The organism is Acinetobacter sp. MD2(2019), assembly GCF_035615615.1.
Lineage (GTDB): Bacteria > Pseudomonadota > Gammaproteobacteria > Pseudomonadales > Moraxellaceae > Acinetobacter.
The window spans coordinates 164,585-185,747 of sequence record NZ_VTDU01000002.1; the positions used below are offsets into that span (position 1 = coordinate 164,585).

Consider the following 21,163-nt stretch of genomic DNA (forward strand, 5'->3'; position numbering starts at 1 on the left):
GCGTCCTTCTGTTTAACTAACATACGGCACAGCAGGTTGGAATTTGGTAGGTATATAAATTTCAATGACATAGCAATCTAAGAAGGCTATCAATCAAGAATTTTAGGTTGTTGCCCCATTCGCGTCAGGAACGTCTTTTGCTCTTTTAACAGTTCTTTATAACCAATACAGCGATAGTGATAGCCGTGTTCTTCGGCAAGCCTTGCCACAATTTTGGCCAAGTCCGCATAATGCCGATGATTCCAGTTCGGGAAAAGATGATGGGTCAAATGCAAATTGAGACCACCAAATAAGCCATTCATGGCTGAAATAGACGGCTGCCAATCACAGGCAGTGGCAAAGTTATGTGCATACCAGCCCTGTGGCATTTTGCCATCGACTGGTGCTTGGTAAAATTCAGTTTCCGCCCAATGTGTACCGAGCAATAAGAACACCACGCCTAAGGATGCGACCATTTGTGAGACAAAATAAACCGCAAAAATAGCGCCCAATGAAATGTTTTGCGTTAAAAAAAGCATTGGAATAATTAAAACCACCACAAAATGTAAAACTTTGCTCGATAAAAAGATCAGCCAACCTTTTAAATTGACTAAAATTTTTCTTTCTGCCAGTGGGGTTTTATCTAAACGATCCGACCAGTCAAAAATCCATGCAATATAAGGTAGCGATAACGCGGCCACCACAGGCCAGTAATAATACTGATAGCGCATATGCGGATACCATTTTTGAAAAGGCATTTGCCGAATGACGCCATTTTCTTCTGAGTCTAAATCGTAGTGTTCAATGTTTGGGTAAAGGTGGTGATAATCGACATGACGCACACGCCAATAATCGGCATCAATGCCCAGCGGCAAAGTCACCAACCGACACGCCAACCAGTTTAATCGGCGTGATTTAAAAAAGGCATTATGGCTTGCATCGTGTAACACATTAATATTTAAAAACATTGCTGCACACATAAAGCCAAAGTAAAAAAGGGCAAATAACCAAATACTGTGCTGATTTAAACTCAACACATAGCACAGCACACACAACGTCAGTACGAGTGCATTTTTAATAAATATGCGTTGATTGGCATATCGATGGTCTTTTTTGCCTTCTAAATAACATCGTGCCTGTTGCATTAACGCCTTATGAAACGCGGCATCTTGTTCAGTTAAGTAGCGTAAAGGCGCTAAGGTGTTAGACGATTTCATGAATTTTCTTCGATAATATCAGCCATTTGGTCAACGTCATCAGCCCATGTGCTGCAGCTAAACACAAAAAGAGCTGCCAATACCACTGCGACCACGACCACATGCCAAGAAAAATAAATACCGCTGAACACGTTAAAAGAAACCAACTGTAGATACCCCAAATGCGCCCTTCTGCAATTGCGCCCAAGGCAATGGTTCCAAGCAGCAAATAACTAAAAAACACATATTGCTGCAGGCTGACATTGTTATAGCCATAACCATAAGTATAGATATAACAAATGGTTAATGTGAATAATAAAAAGCCACCTGTACTAAAATGTAAATCAGATAGGCGATATTTTTCATTCAATTTTGGTGTGCGAAATGGAAGCTTAAACAATTGAAAAAATGGAATATTGTTGGCAAGAAAAGGATTGCTTGAGGCTATACCATAGGAACCATAACAAAATGGCTTTTGGGGCAATGCCGCTTGAAAACTACCAAAAAGTTTATCCCAAAAAATGAAGGTGCCCCCAAAATTATGGTTCGAATAAAACTTATCTTTGACATGATGAATACGATGATGTGCAGGCGTCACCAAGATTTTTTCTAAAAAGCCCAGTTTTGGCGTAACGGCATTATGGTTAAAAAATTGCACCGAATAATGCAACATCGACACCACCACAAACATATAGGTCGGCACACCTAAAATGGCCATAAACATAAAAAACGGAATGGAAGTCAGCGATGAATACCACGAATTACGCATCGCCAAGGATAAATTAAAGTGTTCGCCTTGGTGATGAACCACATGTACCGCCCAAAATAACGGTATTTTATGATGTAATCGGTGCAGCCAATAAAAGCCCAAATCCCATGCAAAAATCGCAAAAATCCATGTGATGACAACAGGCAGGTTTTGAAATAAATCCAAACTAAAGTGGGTGTAAACGAAGTTAAAGCAGATGATTTCGAGGCCACGAAACAGCCACAGCACAATATGCCCAGAGTTCAGGTTAAAAATGATATCTTGCCAATTTACCTGTTGTTTTTTAACGCGCTGTAAAATATACGCTTCTAAAAGAATCAGAACGAGCAAAATCATCAATGGGGCTGCAAGCTGCATACTCATCTCCCTCCGTGGCGATTCAATGTCGCTGCATTGTTCATGCGCTTTAAGCCATAGTAAACACCGGCCCCAACCACAATGGCTAGACATGCGCCTGAAACTAAATCTAAGAATAAATGTCTTTTTAAAAAAAGTACAGAAAGGCAAATCACACTGCCCCACAACGCCATTAATATCGATTTAAGTTTTTGTTTCTGATTAATATATCCAAGAACAACAATTAAGGTTAATGCTACATGTAAGGAAGGTAAGCAATTATTTTCGGTATCGACAGACATCAGCGCACCCAGCAATTGCGCGTGAATTGAGCTTCCAATCGGTGCAGCGCTGAGCATACTGGTTGGAAAAAACAAATAGATGCTGCCTGCTATCAGACTGGTTAGCATAAAACAGACGGTCATCCAACGCACCCGATGCAATGGTGCAGATAAAAAAGACACTGGAATAATGATAAAAAAAGACAAATACGGCCAAATGGCATAGGGCGTAAATGGAATCAGTTGATCTATTTTAGACGGATGCAATAGCGTGGCTTTGGCCTGTAACAGCGAATTAAACTGATAAATGAGCCCAACCGTGCCCCATCCAATCAACAGATGAATTAGGCGATAACTCAGCTTATTCACAGGTCCACCGTTGTCGAATAATTCTGCGTCTTTTTAGGGTAAAGTCGTTTGGAATGTCTGAGACGCTTGTGGTTTGCCAACTTAAATTTTCAATATTCGCACCTTGGGTTTTAAAATATTGGCTTAAGTTTTCGGTACACGCCATTAACGCCACTTGCTCACAACAGGCAATCAGTTCAAATACATTTTGTTCTTTTTGAATCAGCCTATAATCGCTGTCTAAAGGCAAGGTTTGGGCAATAATTCGACTGCAATAATCTGCAAAAATTGTCATTTCTTTGCCCGATGCATCTTTAAGCAGAATTTGATCATCCTGACGGCCTTCAATTGCAGCAATCGCCATACTGTGACTGCCACACAAACAAGGGGTCGGATCTCGAAGCAAAATATCGTCTAAACGATAACGGACAATCGGCTGAGTTTTGCGACTAAAATCGGTAATGATGGGGATAAACCGATGCTCATCCAGCCATTCGGCTTCAACAATCAAACTTTCTTCATTTAAGTGCAAAGTTCCATGCGCACACGTTGCTGCCAAAAAACCTTCTGTAGCTTGATAAACCTCACCAATCTGATCAAACGCTTGCGCTAATATTGCACGGTCTTGCGCATCTAAAACTTCAGCTGCTGAAATGACTTTTTTAGGTGAAATATTTAATCTTCCGGCTAATTTTTCTTTAGCCATTGCCGTTAGCACTTGCGCGGGTGCCACAATGATAGTGGGCTGATAGGCACTCAGTTTGGCCAATTGTTGTTGGAAATTTTCAAATAAACCAAAAAAATTTAAGCTCAGCCAATAACTATTCACACTTTGATAAAGATGATTATCGGCACGTAAAAATAGTGCTATGCGCTCTTTGGCAAACAGTCCGTTTGGAAGTAACTTTGCCAAAATACTGCCCGCCCACAATTGTTGTTCTTCAGGGCTGACCACAAATAATCCGCGTTGTCCCGATGTACCCGATGACAATCCGACACTATACTTTCCCACCTTAGGGCTAAAATCTTTTGAGCGTTCGCTGTCTAAAGCACAGCGAAATAAGCGGTCTTTTTTAAGTCCCGCCGTATTCATTGCATCAAAATGCTGCATCATTAATGGCTTATCCATATGTGGCCATTCGGCCAGCGGTAAATGCAGAAATTGACGAAAATAAGGACTTTGGCGTAAAACTTGAGTTTTAAATGTGGAAAACTGTTGCTGTTGAAACTGCTCTAACGCGTCACGGCTTTTAAATTTTCGTTTGGTGCTGGTCCAATAATACCAAAGGGTTTTTAAGCGTTTCATTGGCTGCCCTCGTGGCTTAAATAAATCTTCACTTGGCCATTTTTAGACAATTGATGCAATTTATTTAAAGTTTCATTATAGGCTTTGGCATCATCCATAATTACATACGCAAGGTGCGATGGTTTTTTAAGGTTTTGGTAATTTTCTTTGGTCCATGCCGCATCACTTGCCAACAACACCCAGCCTTGTTCGGTTTGCACAAATGCGCCGATATGCCCTGCCGCATGCCCGGGCAAATCAACCAAGAAAACCTGTTGCTCGCTATTAGGCAGCACATAGCCGTGTGTAAACGGCAATAAAGCTTCAGGCAAAGTGCAACATTCAAAGCTTTCGATAAACTCTACACGCTGCTCAAAATTATTTGGAATTAACGTCGGAATAAAAGCACGCTTTAATGCTTTGATTCCACGTAATTTCTTGGTTTTACTCCAAGCTTGCTTTGAACAAATAAACTGGCTGTTGGGGAAATCTGCTAGCCCTGCAATATGGTCGGCATGAAAGTGCGAAATAATCACATGATTGATTGCATCACTTTCAATGCCGATTAGGCTTAATTGCTGCTGCATAGACTCGTAAGCATTAAAAGTTACCGGCGTCATTTTTCGATACAACTGAAACAATCCCGACCGCGTGGCTGCATGGAAATGCTCGGCATAGCCGGTATCCCATAGCCATTTCATATCATGAACTTCAATTAACCATGCTTGAGCTGGAAATTTACACACACCCAGCCCCGCGCCTTGCTGCACCATACACAACGGATGGGTACAATAACCGACTTCAAAGGTGGTTAATTTAGCCATTGAAGAATGCATCCTGTTGTTGAAACCATGCCGCAGTGATTTGAATCGCTTCATCTAAATGATAGATGGGCCGATATCCTAAGCGATGAATAGCAGCGTCTTGGCTGAGCGTCATATCAAAATGCAAAGCACCGATGCTATAACGCGTCAATTGCGGTTCTTTGTGGGTAAATTTTGCAATCAATTCTTGCATTGCTGCGATACGATCTAAAACTAAATATGGCACAGATTGAATTTGATAACTCAGTTTTAATTGCTGTTTTAGCAGTCGGTTTAAGATGCTTGCCAATTGTATCGGTTGTTGATTGGTAATATTAAAACTTTCGCCTGACGCTAAATTGTTTTGGGTCGATGCCAAAAATAACGCATGCACCACATTTAAAACAAAGGTCAAATCACATACGGCTTGCCCGCCACGCGGCAAATGTAATTTGCCTTTTTTACTGCGAATTTGCGCCAAAATGCGTGGAATAATCACGTTATCGTGTGGGCCAAAAATCCCTCTGGGACGCAAAATAATAAACGTAGTGGCAGGAAAGTTTGGAACTAACTTTTGAATAGCACATTCTGCGGCATATTTGGTTTTGGCATAGTCATTGGCAAAAGGCTGCGCCAAAAAGCTTTCTGGAATGTCGTGATGATGCTGAAAGTCAAAATAAATCGATGGTGTAGAAACATGAATAAAACGTTTTGTACCCAACTGTGCCGCCCAAAAGGCAAGTTTTGTGGTGACCACTGTGTTGATGTGATGAAATTGTTGAAAACCCCCCCACGGAGAAGATAATGCCGCACAATGCCAAACGATATCGCAATCGGTTAATAATTTTTGATAATCATCGTCTGACGCAACGGTTAAATCTAAAGCGGTAAAGGTAGCACCTAAAGCAACAAGTTGCTGACCAATCGTTTCATTCCGACCAGTTACATGCACAACATAGCCTTGGCTGAGTAACCATTCTACGGCATTGCGGCCTAAACCACTGGTTGCGCCAGTCACTAAAAATTTCATGGCAAAATAACCATGCCGGCAAAGGTTAAACCTGCGGCAGTACCAATCAACATACAAGGTTGCTCAGGCTTCAATTGCTGACTAATGACCACTTCATGCAACGCAGAAGGAATTGAAGCCGCTATTTGATTGCCACGATAACGATAAATATTAATAAAGGCTTCTTCAGGAATCATCAATCGTCTGCGCATATGTTCTAACGACAAATGACTGGCTTGATGCGGAATCACGGTTTTAATTTGCGCTAAGCTTAGCCCTGCCGAGGTCATTAGTTTGGCAAAAAAAGGCTCTATTAACGAAGCTGCTAATTTAAATAATGGTTTGCTTTGCATCTGAAATAAGAAGTCGCTGTCGTTCATGCCTGATCTTAAATTACGCCGCGTTCCGCCTGCGCGAATTTGGCATAACTCAAGTCCTTCAGGATGGGTTTCGAGCGCATAAGACAAAATCCCGCTTTTGCCATTGCCCTTTTCAATAATGGCACAAGCTGCACCATCGCCAAAAATCATCGAAGATTCTTCGTCATTCCAGTCTAAACCGCGTGATGCCAATTCGGCAGATACAATCGCCACGCGCCGATAACTGTTCATATTGACCAAACACGCAGCGGTATGTAAAGCGGTTAAGAAACTGACGCAACTAACATTAATGTCCATGCCTGCGGTATGTTTCGGTAATGAGCTAGCATGAATAATATGTGCTGCGCTATAAGGCAAAGCTTGAATGGGAATGGCAGATGCACAAATGAGTAAATCAATCGATTCCGGTGAAATATTATTTCGGGTTAAGGCATCATTCAGGGCTTGAACCGCAAGATCGGCTTGGCTTAAGTGCAAATCGGCATGATAACGATATTCGATGCCTGAACGCTGAAAAGAATAACCCTCTGGCTTATTTAATTTTTGATCTAATTCAGTAGCGGTGAGTTTATTTTTTGGTAATGCACTTCCCGTTGCAATAATTTTCATTGGAATGAAAGGGCTGAAATCTTTTAATCTATCCATGTCTGTATTCAATCAGAACCTCAAAATCTATCATTTCGACGATATACGGCCAATATATATACTATCGCACGTCTTTGTGCAATAAACCCAAATAATGCACATAAAAAAAGCCACTCTTTCGAGTGGCTTTTTCAATCTTAAACCTACACTTATTGTGCGCGGTTCTTGATTTTGCGGATGGTTTCCAACTGAGCAGCAGTTTCTGCAAGTGCAGCCAAAGCAGCAGCAGCATCCAAATCGCTTTTTTGATTCGCAAGCAAGTTTTCAGCATTTTTACGTGCTTCAATAATTGCAGCTTCATCTAAGTTGTCAGCACGAACTGCAGTATCTGCAAGAACGGTCACAACATGCGGTTGAACTTCTAGAACACCACCAGATACATAGATTAACTCTTCTGTACCGTCTGCAAGCAGAACGCGAATTGCGCCCGGCTTGAGTAAAGTTACAAGTGGCGCATGACCCGGCATAATACCCAGTTCACCACCTGCACCTTTTGCGATTAGCATTGTTACAGCGCCAGAGTACAAAGACTCTTTTACACTGACAACATCACATTGCATTGTAGACATGAGAATCTCCTAAATTAGGTAACTAATTAAAGTTTCTCAGCTTTAGCAATAACTTCGTCAATACCACCAACCATATAGAACGCTTGTTCTGGAATGTGGTCGAATTCACCAGCTAAAAGACCTTTAAAGCCACGAATTGTTTCTTTAAGCGGTACAAGTTTACCAGGCGCACCTGTAAACACTTCAGCTACGTGGAACGGTTGAGAGAAGAAACGTTGGATTTTACGCGCACGGTAAACAGTCAACTTATCTTCTTCTGCAAGTTCGTCCATACCCAAAATTGCGATAATGTCTTTCAATTCTTTATAACGTTGAAGAACGTTTTGAACTGAACGCGCAATTTCGTAATGCTCAGCACCAACCACTAATGGATCTAACTGACGTGAAGTTGAGTCAAGTGGATCGATCGCTGGATAAATACCACTCGATGCGATATCACGGCTCAATACAACAGTTGCATCTAAGTGAGCAAACGTGGTTGCAGGCGATGGATCTGTTAAGTCATCGGCAGGTACGTAAACCGCTTGGATCGAAGTGATCGAACCAGATTTAGTTGACGTAATACGCTCTTGAAGAACACCCATTTCCTCTGCAAGTGTAGGCTGATAACCTACTGCAGATGGCATACGACCTAACAATGCAGATACTTCAGTACCCGCCAATGTGTAACGGTAAATGTTGTCAACGAACAACAATACGTCACGGCCTTTACCGTTTTCGTCTTTCTCGTCACGGAAATATTCAGCCATGGTCAAACCAGTTAACGCAACGCGTAAACGGTTACCTGGTGGCTCGTTCATCTGACCGTAGACCATTGCTACTTTGTCTAGAACGTTAGAATCTTTCATTTCGTGATAGAAGTCATTACCTTCACGAGTACGCTCACCAACACCAGCAAACACAGATAAACCTGAGTGAGCTTTCGCGATGTTGTTGATCAATTCCATCATGTTTACGGTTTTACCAACACCGGCACCACCGAATAAACCAACTTTACCACCTTTTGCAAACGGGCAAAGTAAGTCAATGACTTTAATACCAGTTTCTAAAAGGTCAGTAGACGCAGCTTGTTCAGCATAAGAAGGTGCTTGACGGTGAATCGGCAAACGCGCTTCAGTTGCAACTGGACCCGCTTCATCAATTGGGCGACCCAAAACGTCCATGATACGACCCAAAGTCGCTGTACCTACTGGTACAGAGATTGGTGCATTCGTGCTAGTTACGTTAAGACCACGTTTAAGGCCTTCGGTTGAACCCATCGCAATAGTACGAACTACGCCATCACCAAGTTGTTGCTGAACTTCTAAAGTAGTTTCAGTGCCATCAACGTGGAGAGCGTCATAGATCTTAGGAACGCTGTTACGTTCAAACTCGACGTCGATAACCGCGCCGATGATCTGAATGATACGACCGCTACTCATTGCTGTCTCCTCAATTCAAAATAATGTTAAACGGCAGCGGCACCACCAACGATCTCAGAAATTTCCTGAGTAATCGCGGCTTGACGCAGCTTGTTATAAATAAGTTGTAGGCTCTTGATCAAGTCACCTGCGTTGTCGGTTGCAGCTTTCATTGCCACCATACGTGCAGATTGTTCACAAGCGATGTTTTCAATCACACCTTGATATACCATAGACTCGATATAACGAACCAATAAACCATTTAAAAGCTCTTCAGCTTCTGGTTCATACAAGTAATCCCAACCGTATTGGCGGTTAAGATCGTCTGCGTCATCAGCCGCAGCTAATGGAACCAATTGTTCGATTTTTTGGTTTTGAGTCATGGCATTGACAAAGCCGTTCGATACGAGATAAATACGATCTAATTCGCCTTTATCAAACGCATCTAACATCACCTGTACAGAACCAGTTAACTGTTCAAGGCTTGGCGCGTCACCCAAATTGGTGGTTGCACCCAGCACTTTACCGCCGTAGTTTTTAAAAAACGAAACCGCTTTTTGACCAATCAAAGCAAATTGAACTTCAATTGACTGCTCTTGTTGCTGTTGAACGTGTTTCACCACTTTCTTGAACAAGTTAATGTTCAAACCACCAGCAAGGCCACGATCTGAAGACACAATAATATAGCCAACGCGTTTGACAGGGCGTTCAACCATATAACGGTGTTTATATTCAGGATTCGCTTGTACCAAATGAGCAATTACACGGTGCATATTTTCGGCATACGGACGGCCTAGAGCCATGCGCTCTTGCGCACGACGCATCTTAGACGCTGCTACCATTTGCATCGCGCGAGTAATCTTTTGCGTGCTCTTGATACTAGCGACTTTGGCGCGAATTTCTTTTAAATTTGCCATACGCTTAACCTAGTATTCGAAAGCCCTTTCGAGCTTCCGAAGGTTGATCCGTGAACCAAACCATAACTAGATTCAACATCGTTGAATCTTAGTAAGTTTGAGTCGCTTTAAAGCTTTCAATACCTGCTTTGAATGCAGCTTCGATGTCTTTGTCGTAGTTACCAGTTTCATCGATTTTTTGCATTAACGCAGCATGTTCTGAACGGAAGTAAGCAATTAACGCAGCATCAAAGTCTACGATTTTCTTCACTTCAACGTCAGCCATGTAGCCTTCGTTAGATGCATAAATTGAAACAGCTTGGTCTGCAATTGAATATGGAGCATATTGTTTTTGCTTCATTAATTCAGTTACACGTTGACCATGTTCAAGTTGCTTACGTGTTGCTTCGTCAAGGTCAGAAGCAAACTGAGCAAACGCTGCCAATTCACGGTATTGAGCCAACGCAGTACGGATACCACCTGACAATTTTTTGATGATTTTAGTCTGAGCCGAACCACCAACACGCGATACCGAGATACCCGCGTTCACAGCAGGACGAATACCCGCGTTGAACAATGAGGTTTCAAGGAAAATCTGTCCGTCTGTAATCGAAATTACGTTGGTTGGTACGAATGCAGATACGTCACCCGCTTGAGTTTCAATGATCGGTAATGCAGTTAAAGAACCAGTTTGACCTTTAACTTCACCGTTCGTGAATTTCTCAACGTAGTCAGCAGAAACGCGCGAAGCACGCTCAAGCAAACGTGAGTGAAGATAGAATACGTCACCTGGGTACGCTTCACGACCTGGTGGACGACGAAGAAGCAATGAAATTTGACGGTAAGCAACGGCTTGCTTAGACAAATCATCATAAATAATTAATGCATCTTCACCGCGGTCACGGAAGTATTCACCCATTGTACAACCAGCGTACGGAGCTAAATACTGCATTGCAGCAGGATCAGCCGCCGCAGCTGCGACAACAGTGGTATACGCCATAGCACCAGTTTCTTCAAGCTTACGTACAACGTTTGCGATGGTCGATTGTTTTTGACCAATTGCAACGTAGACACATTTAATGCCTGAGTTTTTCTGAGCGATGATCGCATCGATCGCCATTGCTGTTTTACCAGTTTGACGGTCACCAATGATCAACTCACGCTGACCACGACCGACAGGGATCATGGTATCAACTGATTTATAACCAGTTTGAACAGGTTCGTCGACCGACTGACGCCAAATTACACCTGGTGCTACTTTTTCAACAGCATCAGTTAATTTTGCATCAATTGGGCCTTTACCATCAATTGGGTTACCCAAAGCGTCTACGACACGGCCAAGAAGTTCTGGACCAACCGGAACTTCTAATACACGACCTGTGCAACGCGCTTTTTGGCCTTCTTGTAGGCTTAGGTAGTTACCTAAAACAACGGCACCCACTGAATCCTGTTCTAGGTTCAGTGCCATACCAAATAAGCCGCCGTCAAATTCGATCATTTCACCGTACATTGCATCAGCAAGACCGTGAATGCGCACGATACCGTCAGATACCATGACGATGGTACCTTCGTTTTTAGCGGTCGCGCTGGTGTCCAGATCGCCGATACGCTGTTTAATGAGCGCACTGATCTCGGATGGATTCAGTTGTTGCATTGCGCTATTCCTCAATCTTTTTAAAGTTCAGTCTTCTTTTAATGCATTATGCAAGAAGACGAGTCCGCATTTTTTCAAGCTTGTTCAGCGCAGAATCATCGATTACTTGATCGCCTGCACGAATAACCACCCCTGCGATAAGCGCAGCATTCACTTCAACAGAAACATTCACTGCAGCGTTGAATCGTTTTTCTAACGCATGTGCAAGTAACTGTTCTTGAACAGAAGTTAATGGAAATGCCGATTCAATTACGACATCAACCGTGTTGTTATTCTGTGATTTAAGCTGTTCAAATTCCACTGCAATTTCAGGCAACAAAGTCAAACGACTATTTTCAGCCAACATCGTCAAAAAGTTTGACACGGCTTGCGTTTGATTTTCGCCTAAAATTTTAGCAAAAAGTTCAACTTGCTCTGAAGGAGTAAGTTCAGGGCGACTCAAATAAGCGGAGAATGCTTCATCTTGCACCGCAGCACTAAGCAGTTGTAACGCAGTTGACCAAGTGTCAGCTGCATTTTGCTCAGTTGCATAAGCAAATGCTGCTTTTGCGTACGGGCGTGCCAACGTCAAGAGTTCAGCCATATTCGCCTCTCTTAAAGTTTAGCTGCCAGCTGAGTCAGCATGGCATTGTGAGCTTCAGCATCAACAGTTTGGTTCAGAATTTTCTCTGCGCCATCTACTGCCAAAGCAGCCACGTGTTGACGTAATTCTTCGCGAGCATTGTTGATTTCTTGATCAACCGCTTCTTTCGCTTGTTGACGAATACGCTCACCTTCAGCAGATGCTTGAGTACGCGCTTCTTCAATCAACTGCGCTGCACGACGGTTCGCTTGTTCGATCAATTGAGCTGCTTGTGCTTTTGCTGCATTTAACTCTTGCTTAACTTGTGCTTGCGCATCAGCAAGGTCAGCTTTCGCTTTTTCAGCAGCATTTAAGCCATCAGCGATTTTACGCTGACGCTCACTAATCGCATTGATTAGTGGTGGCCATACAAACTTCATACAGAATGCGACAAAAATCGCAAACGCAATCGCTTGGCCAATCAATGTGAGGTTGATATTCATTGCTATTCCTCAATAGTTTAATTTAGGAATTAAGCTGATTAACCTACAAACGGATTAGCGAAGATGAAGAACAAGCCAATACCAACACCGATCATAGGTACAGCATCAAGAAGACCTGCAATTAAGAACATACGTGTTTGAAGTTGTGGAGCAAGTTCTGGTTGACGAGCAACAGCTTCTAAAAAGCGACCACCTAAAAGACCAAAACCAATCGCAGTACCCAAAGCACCGAAAGCGATTAAAATAGCAGCAGCAATTGCAACTAAACCTGGAACGATAGACATGAAAAATTCCTCAGAGGTTAGGTTTATACCAATTAAATAAAATTTTATACCTAACCATCTTATGATAGTTAGGCGTTACCATTAATGTTTTTCGCTTGCCATGCTCAAGTATACGATAGTCAGCATCATAAAAATGAAGGCTTGTAACGTAATAACTAGAATGTGGAAGATCGCCCAAGGCACAGACAACGCCCATTGGATCCAAAACGGTAATAACGCGATTAAGATGAAGATTAACTCACCTGCATACATGTTACCGAATAAACGGAGTGCCAATGAAATTGGACGTGCAAGGAAAGTTACTAATTCCAAAATAAGGTTGACTGGAATAAGCAACGCTTTTGCAACGGGGTTACTTGGGTTAAATGGGTTTAATGCCAATTCGCCTACAAAACCACCAACACCCTTTTCGCGGATGCTGTAGAACAAAATTAAAACAAACACAGATAAAGACATCCCGAGTGTGATGTTTGGATCTGTAGATGGAACAATTTTGAAGTATACGTGGTGAGGATCCATACCAAATACGCTTGCACCGATGTGTTGAGCTAAATACGGGATAAAGTCAACAGGGATCAAATCCATTAAGTTCATGAGGAAAATCCACATGAAAATCGTTAATGAAAGTGGGGCAATTAAACGAGATTTGCCATGAAATGTATCGCGAACACTTGAGTCAACAAACTCGATAATCATTTCAATTGCTGCTTGAAATTTGGTTGGTACGCCAGCATTTGCAGCTTTAGCAACACACCAAAAAGTCAAACAAAAAATGAGACCAAGAGCTATTGACCAACCCATTGAATCCAAGTGAATTGCAGAAAAACCCATTTCGTGAGCTTCTTTCGCATTCTCAGCCAATTTCCAAGTACCGTCTGGCATTTTGCCATAGGTCAGGTTGGTCAAGTGATGCTTGATATACTCGGTCGAAGTAAGGGCATGTTCAACAGCCATAAATCACACCTGGTCAATGTCAATTACTAAAAAGAGCAGGACGAATATCGCATGCTGCCTGATATCTCGTCTCACTCAAAAAAATTTTCAACTTTTGATGTGTCTACACTCGTTTTTGTAGACGTGACACCCAAAAAGGCGCAACCCACGTCATGGTTTGAACGAGAATAAAACCACAAAACAATGCGACCGGAGATAACGGTTTGACATTGCTTAAAATCAAAACAAGTCCAACGATCAAAATTGCAAATTTTCCCATCATGCCACGATACATGTTCGCCAGCACTTGTTTCGATGCGCGCGCGCCAGCAACCCGGAAGGATTGCCAAGAAAAATAACTGCTTGCAAGCCAACACAGCAGCGCACCAAGTGCAGCGCTTTTGGCAGCAGTGAGATCTTTCACAGCCCATGCGATCAAGGCGGAAACAGGAATCATAAATGCTTGTAAGAAGACCAAAGCTTTCGCCAATCGTCGGTCAATCAAACGACTTTTAAAGCTCATTATTCTCTACTCACAGCAACAATGCTTGACAAGTTTAGTTGATGATCGTTTTTAATCGGAGGCATTATAGGGTCAGCCCCCTAAACATGCAATCATTTCCCGACTGAAGTACCATGATTTTCACAAAAAATCATGGCTTTTTAATTTAATGTTAAGCTTTTATTGCTCTGCTTATTTTTGTATGTTTAACGTACAATTTTGGATTGTACGCGCTAAATCGTCCCATGCAGTAATAAAATTGGTTTCACTACTCAAGCTTTCATCCACCGTTGCAAACCGAAAAGGCTGCAATTTTTTATATTGACTGCTGGCCGCCTGCCCTTCTGCCAACAAACACATGCTTGGATACGGACGGGTGTCATTTAAGTATTTAATTTGTGCAAGTGTAGGTGCTAAATGTGGATCTTCACTTAAGGCACCAGCAATTTTTAAGTTCAATGGGCGTTCAATGTATTGATACGCATCATGATACGACCAATACTCCATCGCTTTTTTGTTACGTCCAAATTTTTGCGTGTTTTGTAGCATCTGTTTAGCAAAGTTTTGTGCATTGGCCCAATATTGTGCTTTATTCTCAGGATGCTGCTTTGAACGCAGTGCTGCTATGAAAAAACCGATGCGAATGGCATTGTTTGGATCTAACCAAACATGGGTATCTACGCTGTTTGCAATGGCATTGCCACGCACATCACGTAACGGCAAGGTCGCCAAAATATTCATATTCAATAAAGAAATGGCTTTGGGGTTTTGACTGAGCAGTTTATCTAACGGAGCTTCGTGGGCTTTACCTAACCACATTACCAATTCGGCATCTTGAACCGCTTTACGATTGGCGGGTGTTAATTGCACATCGTGACCGGACTGGTTGGGCAGCAATAAAATAGGCTCTTCAATGCCTTTTGTAATTTCTTTGGCAATTAAAAAAAGAGGATGAATCGAGACCACAAAACCTTGTGGTTGCTGTGCCCACAATGAACCTGAACACAACAATAAGCTTAAAACCACCCAAAAACGTGCCCACATACCCATTCCTGCTTATCTCTATCAATACCAAGCAGACAATGTTACACTATAACAGTCGAAATAGTGTTATTTTAATTCACTAAATTGACTTTTTCCGATATGCAGTAGGTATAAATCATGAGTTCATGTTCACATTCTCATGTCAATGCGCTTCATGAAGTGCATGATCATGGCGATGTAAATGCCCGTATTTTAGAGGCTGAAGCGTTGTGCACAGCAACTGGTGCGCGCTTAACCCCTTTGCGTAAAGAAGTCTTAACCTTAATTTTAAATGCCGTTGGGCCAATCGGTGCTTACGACATTTTAGCGCAAATTAAAAATACCTCAGACAAACCTGCTGCACCGCCAACGGTTTACCGCAGCCTCGACTTTTTACTCGAAAAAGGCTTTATTCATCGTTTAAGCTCGATTAATGCTTTTATTCCATGTTGCCATCCGCGTGAAGGGCATCAGGCAGCATTTTTAATTTGTACCGAATGTAAAGCGGTAAAAGAGGCGTCTGCTGAAGGACTGTTGGCCCAACTACATCAGCTTTCTTCATCTGATCAGTTTAGTATTCATCAAACCATGATTGAAATTTCAGGAATTTGTCAGCAGTGCCAACCCCACTAACTCCAGCACCGCTGATTGCGCTGCAACAAATCAATGTTCGCATTGATGCACGTGAAATTTTAAAGCAGGTTGACTTCGAACTGCTACCGAATGAAATTGTGACCATTATTGGCCCCAATGGCGCAGGAAAATCTACCCTCATTAAAGTCCTTTTGGGCATATTAAAACCCAATTCTGGGAAAATTATTAAAAGCCCCGATTTAAAATTTGCCTACGTGCCACAAAAGTTTAACCCTTCGCACAGTCTGCCATTACGTGTGCAAGATTTATTGGCGCTTGAACACACCGATGCCGCCTACAAACAACAAATTTTGCAAGAAACCGGCATTTTAAAATTACAACAATCTAAAGTTCAGCAGCTTTCTGGTGGCGAAAGACAACGGGTTTTACTGGCGCGTGCCCTACTGCGTAAACCACAAATTTTAGTGTTAGATGAACCGATGCAAGGCTTAGATATTCAGTCTGAAGCCGAGCTTTATGAATATGTACGCAGCCTTCCAGAACGCTACGGCTGTGCCATTGTGATGGTTTCGCACGACTTACAATGGGTGATGCAAGGCACACAACGCGTGGTGTGTCTGAATAAGCATATTTGCTGTAGTGGCTTACCTGAAAATATTCAGCAGCATCCCGAATATCAAGCCATTTTTGGTCAACAGCGGGTGCTGTATCAACATCATCATAATCACTGTGGCCATGGCGACCATGTCGAGCCTTGTGAACATATCCCCCATCCTCACATACACCCCGAACCGGATGCATAACCCATGATGGAATGGTTAGAACTATTACTCCCCGCATGGGTGATGGGCGCTTGCTTGATTATATTAACTGCGCCTTTAGGCTGTTTAATGTTATGGCGTAGAATGTCTTTTTTTGCCGATACCATGTCGCACGGGACGTTGCTTGGCGTTGCAGTCGCGGCATTACTACATTTACCCATGTGGCTAGGCGTGGGTTTTTTAGCTCTGCTTTTGGTCTGCTTGTTATGGGTATTACATGACCGTCGCTTACCGAACGATGCGCTATTGGCCTTATGCTCTGCAACCTTACTTTGCTCAGGCTTATTACTGATTCAGCATTTGCCTGCATTACGCCCGGAACTGATGAGTTATTTATTCGGTGATTTACTGACCATTAGTTGGAGTGAATTACCTGTATTTGCCATCATTATTTTTATTTCTGTTGGACTGCTTTGGTGTTCTTGGTCGGCACAAATTCGTATTGCCATTGAACCTGACATGGCCAGCAGTGAAGGCGTGAATGCTCAATTACAGCGCCTAATCTTTATGCTTTTGTTGGCTTTATTTACCGTACTGGCTTTACGTGCAGTCGGCTCACTGCTGATGGGCGCGTTATTGGTTATTCCTGCACTCAGTGCGCGTTTGCTGGCGCACTCGCCAAAACAAATGGTTATTTATGCGTTTGTTTTAGGGCAAATTGGTTTAGCGATTGGCTTATGGTCAAGCGCATTACTCAATATTGCCAGTGGTTTAAGCATCGTCTTAACCATGTCGATGCTGTTTGCAAGTATATTCTTTGTGCAAAAACTCAGAAGTTAAACCCATTAAAAGCAGGCCTGTTGCAACCAACCGCCTGCTTTTGTGGTTATAAAAATGGATTTTCTACTTCTTTTTCTTGCTTCAGCGCCACTTTTTCAGGCAAATTTTTATCTTGCTCTAAGGCATCAACCACTGCATTGACCCATGCTTGCAAAGCTTTTGCGGTTTCTAATCCCTTCTGATCCTTACTAATTTGCAAATTGCCGTACAGATTGACACAGTCGAGTTGGTTTTCTAATGTGAGGTCATAAATGGCAGATGAGGATTGATCATCTTCAAACGGTTTAAACATCTTATTTTCCTTGCTCTGATTTAAATTGTTATTAAGCGCCTTTCAATAATTTTAAAATAAACTCTAATATCGCCTCAATCAATTGCTTTATGAGGTTATGTAGCCAATTGCCTGATATTTCATTGATCTTGGTTTCAATTTGTGAAGTCGACGCGGATTCTTTGCCCGTGGCTGACGCTGCACTATCGGCCGAGTGGGGTTGAAACTGCTTTTGTAAGGCTTGCAAGGATTCATCGGCCACATCCACCGCACATTGACTTTTCGCATCCCAATTCAGGTAAGCCACTTTGGCATTGGCTTTTACGTCGGTCATTACCAACGGCAAATGGTAAGTTTTACGTTTGGTTTGTTCGTTTAAGCTCGGAAAAACATTAATTCCGGTTAAATCTTCAATTTCACAAACGCTCACCACATACACCTGTTGTGAATTGTTATTCGGCGCATAATAGGCACCAATAACCCCAGTTTTGGGATAATACACCGCCTTAAATACCGCACTCGGTACAAGCACACCGTTACCAATGGTTTTTAAGCGCTGTCCGGAAAAAATTGGCCCTGTCACCACATACACGTCTTGTTTATTCTTTTTCACCATGGTGCGCGTGGCTTCTTCAAGCTTACGCCACACTTCCTGATTATTTTTTGGGGCTTGCGGCACCATATTGGCTAAAGAAAAACTGTCCGATTGCGATGCCGTATCCGACATATCGGCATTCGGTGACATGTGTCCACGGTCGTAACCTGACGCACGGTAATCGGCTAAACGGGCACGATATTCGGCAGGAATTTGGGTTTCTTCGTGGAAACTGTCTTCACGCTTAATACGTTGGCTAAAGCGCTCTGGCGTTAAATGCTCTGCACTCCATAACGGTGTTTTTGAAACACCCGAATACATCACATTAAAGCCATTAAAACACAGCGGATAACTCTTTTTAGTTAAACTGTCTTTGGTGAGAAACGGCGGAGTCTCTTGATAAAACTGCCCAAGACATCGAGAACTATTGTGCTCAAATACAGCAGATAAACTAGGTAATTTGGCAAATACAGGCGATGTTGCACCCAATACGAACACACCTAATACGGTATTTCGAAGAGAAACTAGGCGTTGTTTTTTCACAGACATGTTACGTTTCGCGTCCTTTATCATGCATACATCACCGTTGATGCACCATATCGGAGCTTAACAAGCCCGTTTTAGAAAGTATATTTTTATAAAAACAGATGCCTAATCCTTATACGGAAGGAGTGATTTATCTGAATAAGCAGGAAGATGCAACATTCATTGGATCACTTTTTAATTAAGATCAGCCTCAAGCATTAAGCCAATAGAACATACTACTGGCTTAATGAATACGCTACATTATTTTTCCTGAATGGCCGCACCTGCACCACCACCAATCGCACCACCAATGGCAGCACCGCTATCGCCACCCAACACCGACTTACCAATTACCGCACCAATGCCTGCACCAATTGCGCTACTGGTTGTGGTCTTTGAACTGCTATTTTTAGCATTGCTTGCAACACCTGCACCTGCCGCAGCACCGACACCCGCGCCTAATCTACCGCCCACATGATTGCCAACACCACCACCTACTGCACCACCTAAGGCCGCAGTACCAATACGCTGATTTTGGGGCGACATGTTCTCACAACCCGTAAACAAGAAACTGCAACTGGCAGACATGACCGCAACAAGAACGATTTTTTTCATTGTGATTTCCTTTCTATGCTTTTCACTCTTTATTTTATGGCTAGTTTTTGATCTAAACATATAGATTTTGTTATCTTGTGTGCCAAAAAGCAGCACAGTTGTTGCATCAATTGCCTGTTTTTCACGCGCAATCGCACAATTTAAGGGCTTAAACCGAAGAATGATTAAATTTTGTGTGAACTCGTGCCCGAGCTTCTATACAATATGCGCCCATGAATTGGAGTCAATAATGTCAGAGACATCTACTTTAAAGCGTGGGCTGAGTACGCGCCATATCCGTTTCCTTGCACTCGGCTCGGCCATTGGTACAGGGTTATTTTTAGGCTCTGCGTCTGCCATTAAACAAGCAGGACCTTCGGTCTTACTCGCCTATATGCTTGCAGGTGTTGCAATCTATGTGGTGATGCGCGCGCTGGGCGAAATGGCGGTGCATAATCCGGTTTCGGACTCCTTTAGCCGTTATGCATCTGAATATATTAGTCCTTTGGCAGGTTTTACCACTGGTTGGACTTACGTCTTTGAAATGGTCATTGTGGCGCTGGCCGATGTCACTGCATTTGGCATTTATATGGGCTTTTGGTTTCCAGATACTCCACGCTGGATTTGGATTCTCTCGGTGATTTTATTTTTAGGTGCCATTAACCTCATTCATGTAAAAGTCTATGGTGAAGTTGAGTTTTGGCTCTCAATTGTGAAAGTTACCGCTATTGTTGCCATGATTTTAGGTGGTTTCGGCATTATGCTGTATGGCTTACACATGCCAAATTCTGACTTTAGCCCGGGGCTTGCTAACCTGTGGCAACATGGCGGTTTTATGCCAAATGGCATTAGCGGATTCATTGCCTGTTTCTCGGTGGTGGTGTTTGCCTTTGGTGGCATAGAAATTATTGGCGTGACCGCAGGCGAAACTGAAAACCCTAAACAAGCCATTCCGCGTGCCATTAATGCCGTTCCAATTCGAATTATTTTGTTTTACGTGCTGACTATTTTTGTATTAATGGCAATTTTCCCATGGAACCAAATTGGTACGTCGGGCAGTCCATTTGTACAAATTTTTGAAGGGCTTGGCATTAAATCGGCAGCAACCATTTTAAATGTTGTGGTCATTACCGCGGCCATTTCAGCCATTAACAGTGATGTGTTTGGCGCAGGTCGAATGATGTATGGCATGGCACTGAAAGGACATGCACCAAAAGTGTTTTGTAAAACATCTAAAAATGGCGCACCACTTATGCCTGTGGTGGTCATGACGTTGGTACTGCTGATTGGTGTGGTGCTGAACTATCTGATTCCAGATAATGTCTTTGAAATTATTGCCTCAATTGCAACCTTTGCAACCGTGTATGTGTGGCTGATGATTTTATTATCGCAAATGGGCATGCGCAAAAAATTGAGCCGTGAAGAAATTAAAAAGCTGGATTTCCCCGTTATTGCATGGCCAATTGCGCCAATTTTAGCCACAGCATTTATGCTGTTCATTATTGCCATGATTGGTTATTTCCCCGATTCACGCCCAGCACTATACGTTGGTGCAATTTGGTTAGGGTTATTAGCCATTGCCTATTATGTTTGGGTGCGCCCAAAATAGGCATTCAAATAAGAAAT

At 42.6% G+C, this 21,163-nt stretch carries 24 protein-coding genes; 4 read left to right on the plus strand and 20 right to left on the minus strand.

Going from position 1 to position 21,163, the window contains the following annotated elements; translation table 11 throughout:
• Positions 1–89 precede the first annotated feature (89 nt).
• The 17 genes from I2F62_RS02160 to I2F62_RS02240 all read right to left on the minus strand — a co-directional run bounded on the left by I2F62_RS02160 (position 90) and on the right by I2F62_RS02240 (position 15,378).
• Positions 90–1,196: an acyl-CoA desaturase gene (locus I2F62_RS02160; protein ID WP_324625380.1), complete on the minus strand. Its 1,107-nt coding sequence runs from the start codon at positions 1,194–1,196 to the stop codon at positions 90–92.
• Positions 1,183–2,301, minus strand: a complete 1,119-nt coding sequence (locus I2F62_RS02165) for a sterol desaturase family protein (RefSeq protein ID WP_324625381.1) — start codon at positions 2,299–2,301, stop codon at positions 1,183–1,185. The genes I2F62_RS02160 and I2F62_RS02165 overlap by 14 nt, the downstream gene beginning before the upstream one ends.
• 2 nt (positions 2,302–2,303) lie before the next feature.
• Positions 2,304–2,930, minus strand: a complete 627-nt coding sequence (locus tag I2F62_RS02170) for a phosphatase PAP2 family protein (protein ID WP_324625382.1) — start codon at positions 2,928–2,930, stop codon at positions 2,304–2,306.
• Positions 2,923–4,215, minus strand: coding sequence for a F390 synthetase-related protein (locus I2F62_RS02175; RefSeq protein WP_324625383.1), 1,293 nt, complete (start codon positions 4,213–4,215; stop codon positions 2,923–2,925). Before I2F62_RS02175 ends, I2F62_RS02170 begins: the two co-directional genes overlap by 8 nt.
• The gene (locus I2F62_RS02180) at positions 4,212–5,018 is read right to left on the minus strand and encodes an MBL fold metallo-hydrolase (protein WP_324625384.1); all 807 of its coding nucleotides are present in this window, start codon (positions 5,016–5,018) and stop codon (positions 4,212–4,214) included. Before I2F62_RS02180 ends, I2F62_RS02175 begins: the two co-directional genes overlap by 4 nt.
• Positions 5,011–6,027 (minus strand): NAD(P)-dependent oxidoreductase, encoded by a 1,017-nt coding sequence (locus I2F62_RS02185; RefSeq protein ID WP_324625385.1) that lies wholly within the window; start codon positions 6,025–6,027, stop codon positions 5,011–5,013. Before I2F62_RS02185 ends, I2F62_RS02180 begins: the two co-directional genes overlap by 8 nt.
• Positions 6,024–7,031, minus strand: a complete 1,008-nt coding sequence (locus tag I2F62_RS02190) for a 3-oxoacyl-[acyl-carrier-protein] synthase III C-terminal domain-containing protein (RefSeq protein WP_324625386.1) — start codon at positions 7,029–7,031, stop codon at positions 6,024–6,026. The genes I2F62_RS02185 and I2F62_RS02190 overlap by 4 nt, the downstream gene beginning before the upstream one ends.
• 149 nt (positions 7,032–7,180) lie before the next feature.
• Positions 7,181–7,600, minus strand: a complete 420-nt coding sequence (locus I2F62_RS02195) for a F0F1 ATP synthase subunit epsilon (RefSeq protein WP_324625387.1) — start codon at positions 7,598–7,600, stop codon at positions 7,181–7,183.
• Between the two features lie 26 nt (positions 7,601–7,626).
• Positions 7,627–9,021: a F0F1 ATP synthase subunit beta gene (atpD, locus tag I2F62_RS02200; protein ID WP_324625388.1), complete on the minus strand. Its 1,395-nt coding sequence runs from the start codon at positions 9,019–9,021 to the stop codon at positions 7,627–7,629.
• 26 nt (positions 9,022–9,047) lie between these two features.
• Positions 9,048–9,917 carry a F0F1 ATP synthase subunit gamma gene (gene atpG, locus I2F62_RS02205; protein ID WP_324625389.1) on the minus strand — a complete coding sequence of 290 codons (870 nt, stop codon included), beginning with the start codon at positions 9,915–9,917 and terminating at the stop codon, positions 9,048–9,050.
• An 88-nt stretch (positions 9,918–10,005) separates the two neighbouring features.
• A complete protein-coding gene (atpA, locus tag I2F62_RS02210; RefSeq protein ID WP_324625390.1) occupies positions 10,006–11,550 on the minus strand; it encodes a F0F1 ATP synthase subunit alpha in 1,545 nt (514 codons plus the stop codon).
• A 46-nt stretch (positions 11,551–11,596) separates the two neighbouring features.
• Positions 11,597–12,133 carry a F0F1 ATP synthase subunit delta gene (locus I2F62_RS02215; RefSeq protein WP_324625391.1) on the minus strand — a complete coding sequence of 179 codons (537 nt, stop codon included), beginning with the start codon at positions 12,131–12,133 and terminating at the stop codon, positions 11,597–11,599.
• 11 nt (positions 12,134–12,144) lie between these two features.
• Positions 12,145–12,615 carry a F0F1 ATP synthase subunit B gene (locus tag I2F62_RS02220; protein ID WP_324625392.1) on the minus strand — a complete coding sequence of 157 codons (471 nt, stop codon included), beginning with the start codon at positions 12,613–12,615 and terminating at the stop codon, positions 12,145–12,147.
• Positions 12,616–12,653: 38 nt separating this feature from the next.
• Positions 12,654–12,899, minus strand: coding sequence for a F0F1 ATP synthase subunit C (atpE, locus tag I2F62_RS02225; RefSeq protein ID WP_004750052.1), 246 nt, complete (start codon positions 12,897–12,899; stop codon positions 12,654–12,656).
• An 81-nt stretch (positions 12,900–12,980) separates the two neighbouring features.
• Positions 12,981–13,853, minus strand: coding sequence for a F0F1 ATP synthase subunit A (atpB, locus tag I2F62_RS02230; protein WP_324625393.1), 873 nt, complete (start codon positions 13,851–13,853; stop codon positions 12,981–12,983).
• 103 nt (positions 13,854–13,956) lie between these two features.
• Positions 13,957–14,355 (minus strand): ATP synthase subunit I, encoded by a 399-nt coding sequence (locus I2F62_RS02235; RefSeq protein WP_324625394.1) that lies wholly within the window; start codon positions 14,353–14,355, stop codon positions 13,957–13,959.
• Between the two features lie 171 nt (positions 14,356–14,526).
• A complete protein-coding gene (locus I2F62_RS02240) occupies positions 14,527–15,378 on the minus strand; it encodes a metal ABC transporter solute-binding protein, Zn/Mn family (RefSeq protein WP_324625395.1) in 852 nt (283 codons plus the stop codon).
• 117 nt (positions 15,379–15,495) lie between these two features.
• On the opposite strand from I2F62_RS02240, the gene I2F62_RS02245 reads away from it, so the two are divergent.
• The 3 genes from I2F62_RS02245 to znuB are packed head-to-tail and all read left to right on the plus strand — an operon-like array spanning position 15,496 to position 17,552.
• Positions 15,496–15,990: a transcriptional repressor gene (locus I2F62_RS02245; RefSeq protein WP_324625396.1), complete on the plus strand. Its 495-nt coding sequence runs from the start codon at positions 15,496–15,498 to the stop codon at positions 15,988–15,990.
• Positions 15,966–16,754: a zinc ABC transporter ATP-binding protein ZnuC gene (gene znuC, locus I2F62_RS02250; RefSeq protein ID WP_324625397.1), complete on the plus strand. Its 789-nt coding sequence runs from the start codon at positions 15,966–15,968 to the stop codon at positions 16,752–16,754. Before I2F62_RS02245 ends, znuC begins: the two co-directional genes overlap by 25 nt.
• Before the next feature lie 3 nt (positions 16,755–16,757).
• Positions 16,758–17,552, plus strand: coding sequence for a zinc ABC transporter permease subunit ZnuB (gene znuB, locus I2F62_RS02255; protein ID WP_324625398.1), 795 nt, complete (start codon positions 16,758–16,760; stop codon positions 17,550–17,552).
• Positions 17,553–17,598: 46 nt separating this feature from the next.
• On the opposite strand, the gene I2F62_RS02260 is transcribed toward znuB, so the two are convergent.
• The 3 genes from I2F62_RS02260 to I2F62_RS02270 form a co-directional block, all read right to left on the minus strand.
• Positions 17,599–17,844 (minus strand): hypothetical protein, encoded by a 246-nt coding sequence (locus I2F62_RS02260; RefSeq protein WP_324625399.1) that lies wholly within the window; start codon positions 17,842–17,844, stop codon positions 17,599–17,601.
• Between the two features lie 31 nt (positions 17,845–17,875).
• Positions 17,876–18,967: a DNA/RNA non-specific endonuclease gene (locus tag I2F62_RS02265; protein WP_324625400.1), complete on the minus strand. Its 1,092-nt coding sequence runs from the start codon at positions 18,965–18,967 to the stop codon at positions 17,876–17,878.
• 237 nt (positions 18,968–19,204) lie between these two features.
• Complete coding sequence (locus tag I2F62_RS02270; protein WP_324625401.1) at positions 19,205–19,558, minus strand: YMGG-like glycine zipper-containing protein; 354 nt, start codon at positions 19,556–19,558, stop codon at positions 19,205–19,207.
• A 229-nt stretch (positions 19,559–19,787) separates the two neighbouring features.
• Here I2F62_RS02270 and I2F62_RS02275 point away from each other — a divergent pair, with 229 nt between their 5' ends.
• Entirely contained in the window at positions 19,788–21,146 is a 1,359-nt protein-coding gene (locus tag I2F62_RS02275; protein ID WP_324625402.1) for an amino acid permease, read from the plus strand.
• The last annotated feature ends 17 nt before the right edge of the window (positions 21,147–21,163 follow it).

What these genes read in the sequence shown, in the direction of transcription:
- I2F62_RS02160 (WP_324625380.1), bottom strand. Translation starts at nt 1,196, where the DNA reads ATGAAATCGTCTAACACCTTAGCGCCTTTACGCTACTTAACTGAACAA.
- I2F62_RS02165 (WP_324625381.1), bottom strand. Translation starts at nt 2,301, where the DNA reads ATGCAGCTTGCAGCCCCATTGATGATTTTGCTCGTTCTGATTCTTTTA.
- I2F62_RS02175 (WP_324625383.1), bottom strand. Translation starts at nt 4,215, where the DNA reads ATGAAACGCTTAAAAACCCTTTGGTATTATTGGACCAGCACCAAACGA.
- I2F62_RS02180 (WP_324625384.1), bottom strand. Translation starts at nt 5,018, where the DNA reads ATGGCTAAATTAACCACCTTTGAAGTCGGTTATTGTACCCATCCGTTG.
- I2F62_RS02185 (WP_324625385.1), bottom strand. Translation starts at nt 6,027, where the DNA reads ATGAAATTTTTAGTGACTGGCGCAACCAGTGGTTTAGGCCGCAATGCC.
- I2F62_RS02190 (WP_324625386.1), bottom strand. Translation starts at nt 7,031, where the DNA reads ATGGATAGATTAAAAGATTTCAGCCCTTTCATTCCAATGAAAATTATT.
- I2F62_RS02195 (WP_324625387.1), bottom strand. Translation starts at nt 7,600, where the DNA reads ATGTCTACAATGCAATGTGATGTTGTCAGTGTAAAAGAGTCTTTGTAC.
- atpD (WP_324625388.1), bottom strand. Translation starts at nt 9,021, where the DNA reads ATGAGTAGCGGTCGTATCATTCAGATCATCGGCGCGGTTATCGACGTC.
- atpG (WP_324625389.1), bottom strand. Translation starts at nt 9,917, where the DNA reads ATGGCAAATTTAAAAGAAATTCGCGCCAAAGTCGCTAGTATCAAGAGC.
- atpA (WP_324625390.1), bottom strand. Translation starts at nt 11,550, where the DNA reads ATGCAACAACTGAATCCATCCGAGATCAGTGCGCTCATTAAACAGCGT.
- I2F62_RS02215 (WP_324625391.1), bottom strand. Translation starts at nt 12,133, where the DNA reads ATGGCTGAACTCTTGACGTTGGCACGCCCGTACGCAAAAGCAGCATTT.
- I2F62_RS02220 (WP_324625392.1), bottom strand. Translation starts at nt 12,615, where the DNA reads ATGAATATCAACCTCACATTGATTGGCCAAGCGATTGCGTTTGCGATT.
- atpE (WP_004750052.1), bottom strand. Translation starts at nt 12,899, where the DNA reads ATGTCTATCGTTCCAGGTTTAGTTGCAATTGCTGCTGCTATTTTAATC.
- atpB (WP_324625393.1), bottom strand. Translation starts at nt 13,853, where the DNA reads ATGGCTGTTGAACATGCCCTTACTTCGACCGAGTATATCAAGCATCAC.
- I2F62_RS02235 (WP_324625394.1), bottom strand. Translation starts at nt 14,355, where the DNA reads ATGAGCTTTAAAAGTCGTTTGATTGACCGACGATTGGCGAAAGCTTTG.
- I2F62_RS02240 (WP_324625395.1), bottom strand. Translation starts at nt 15,378, where the DNA reads ATGTGGGCACGTTTTTGGGTGGTTTTAAGCTTATTGTTGTGTTCAGGT.
- I2F62_RS02245 (WP_324625396.1), top strand. Translation starts at nt 15,496, where the DNA reads ATGAGTTCATGTTCACATTCTCATGTCAATGCGCTTCATGAAGTGCAT.
- znuB (WP_324625398.1), top strand. Translation starts at nt 16,758, where the DNA reads ATGATGGAATGGTTAGAACTATTACTCCCCGCATGGGTGATGGGCGCT.
- I2F62_RS02260 (WP_324625399.1), bottom strand. Translation starts at nt 17,844, where the DNA reads ATGTTTAAACCGTTTGAAGATGATCAATCCTCATCTGCCATTTATGAC.
- I2F62_RS02265 (WP_324625400.1), bottom strand. Translation starts at nt 18,967, where the DNA reads ATGTCTGTGAAAAAACAACGCCTAGTTTCTCTTCGAAATACCGTATTA.
- I2F62_RS02270 (WP_324625401.1), bottom strand. Translation starts at nt 19,558, where the DNA reads ATGAAAAAAATCGTTCTTGTTGCGGTCATGTCTGCCAGTTGCAGTTTC.
- I2F62_RS02275 (WP_324625402.1), top strand. Translation starts at nt 19,788, where the DNA reads ATGTCAGAGACATCTACTTTAAAGCGTGGGCTGAGTACGCGCCATATC.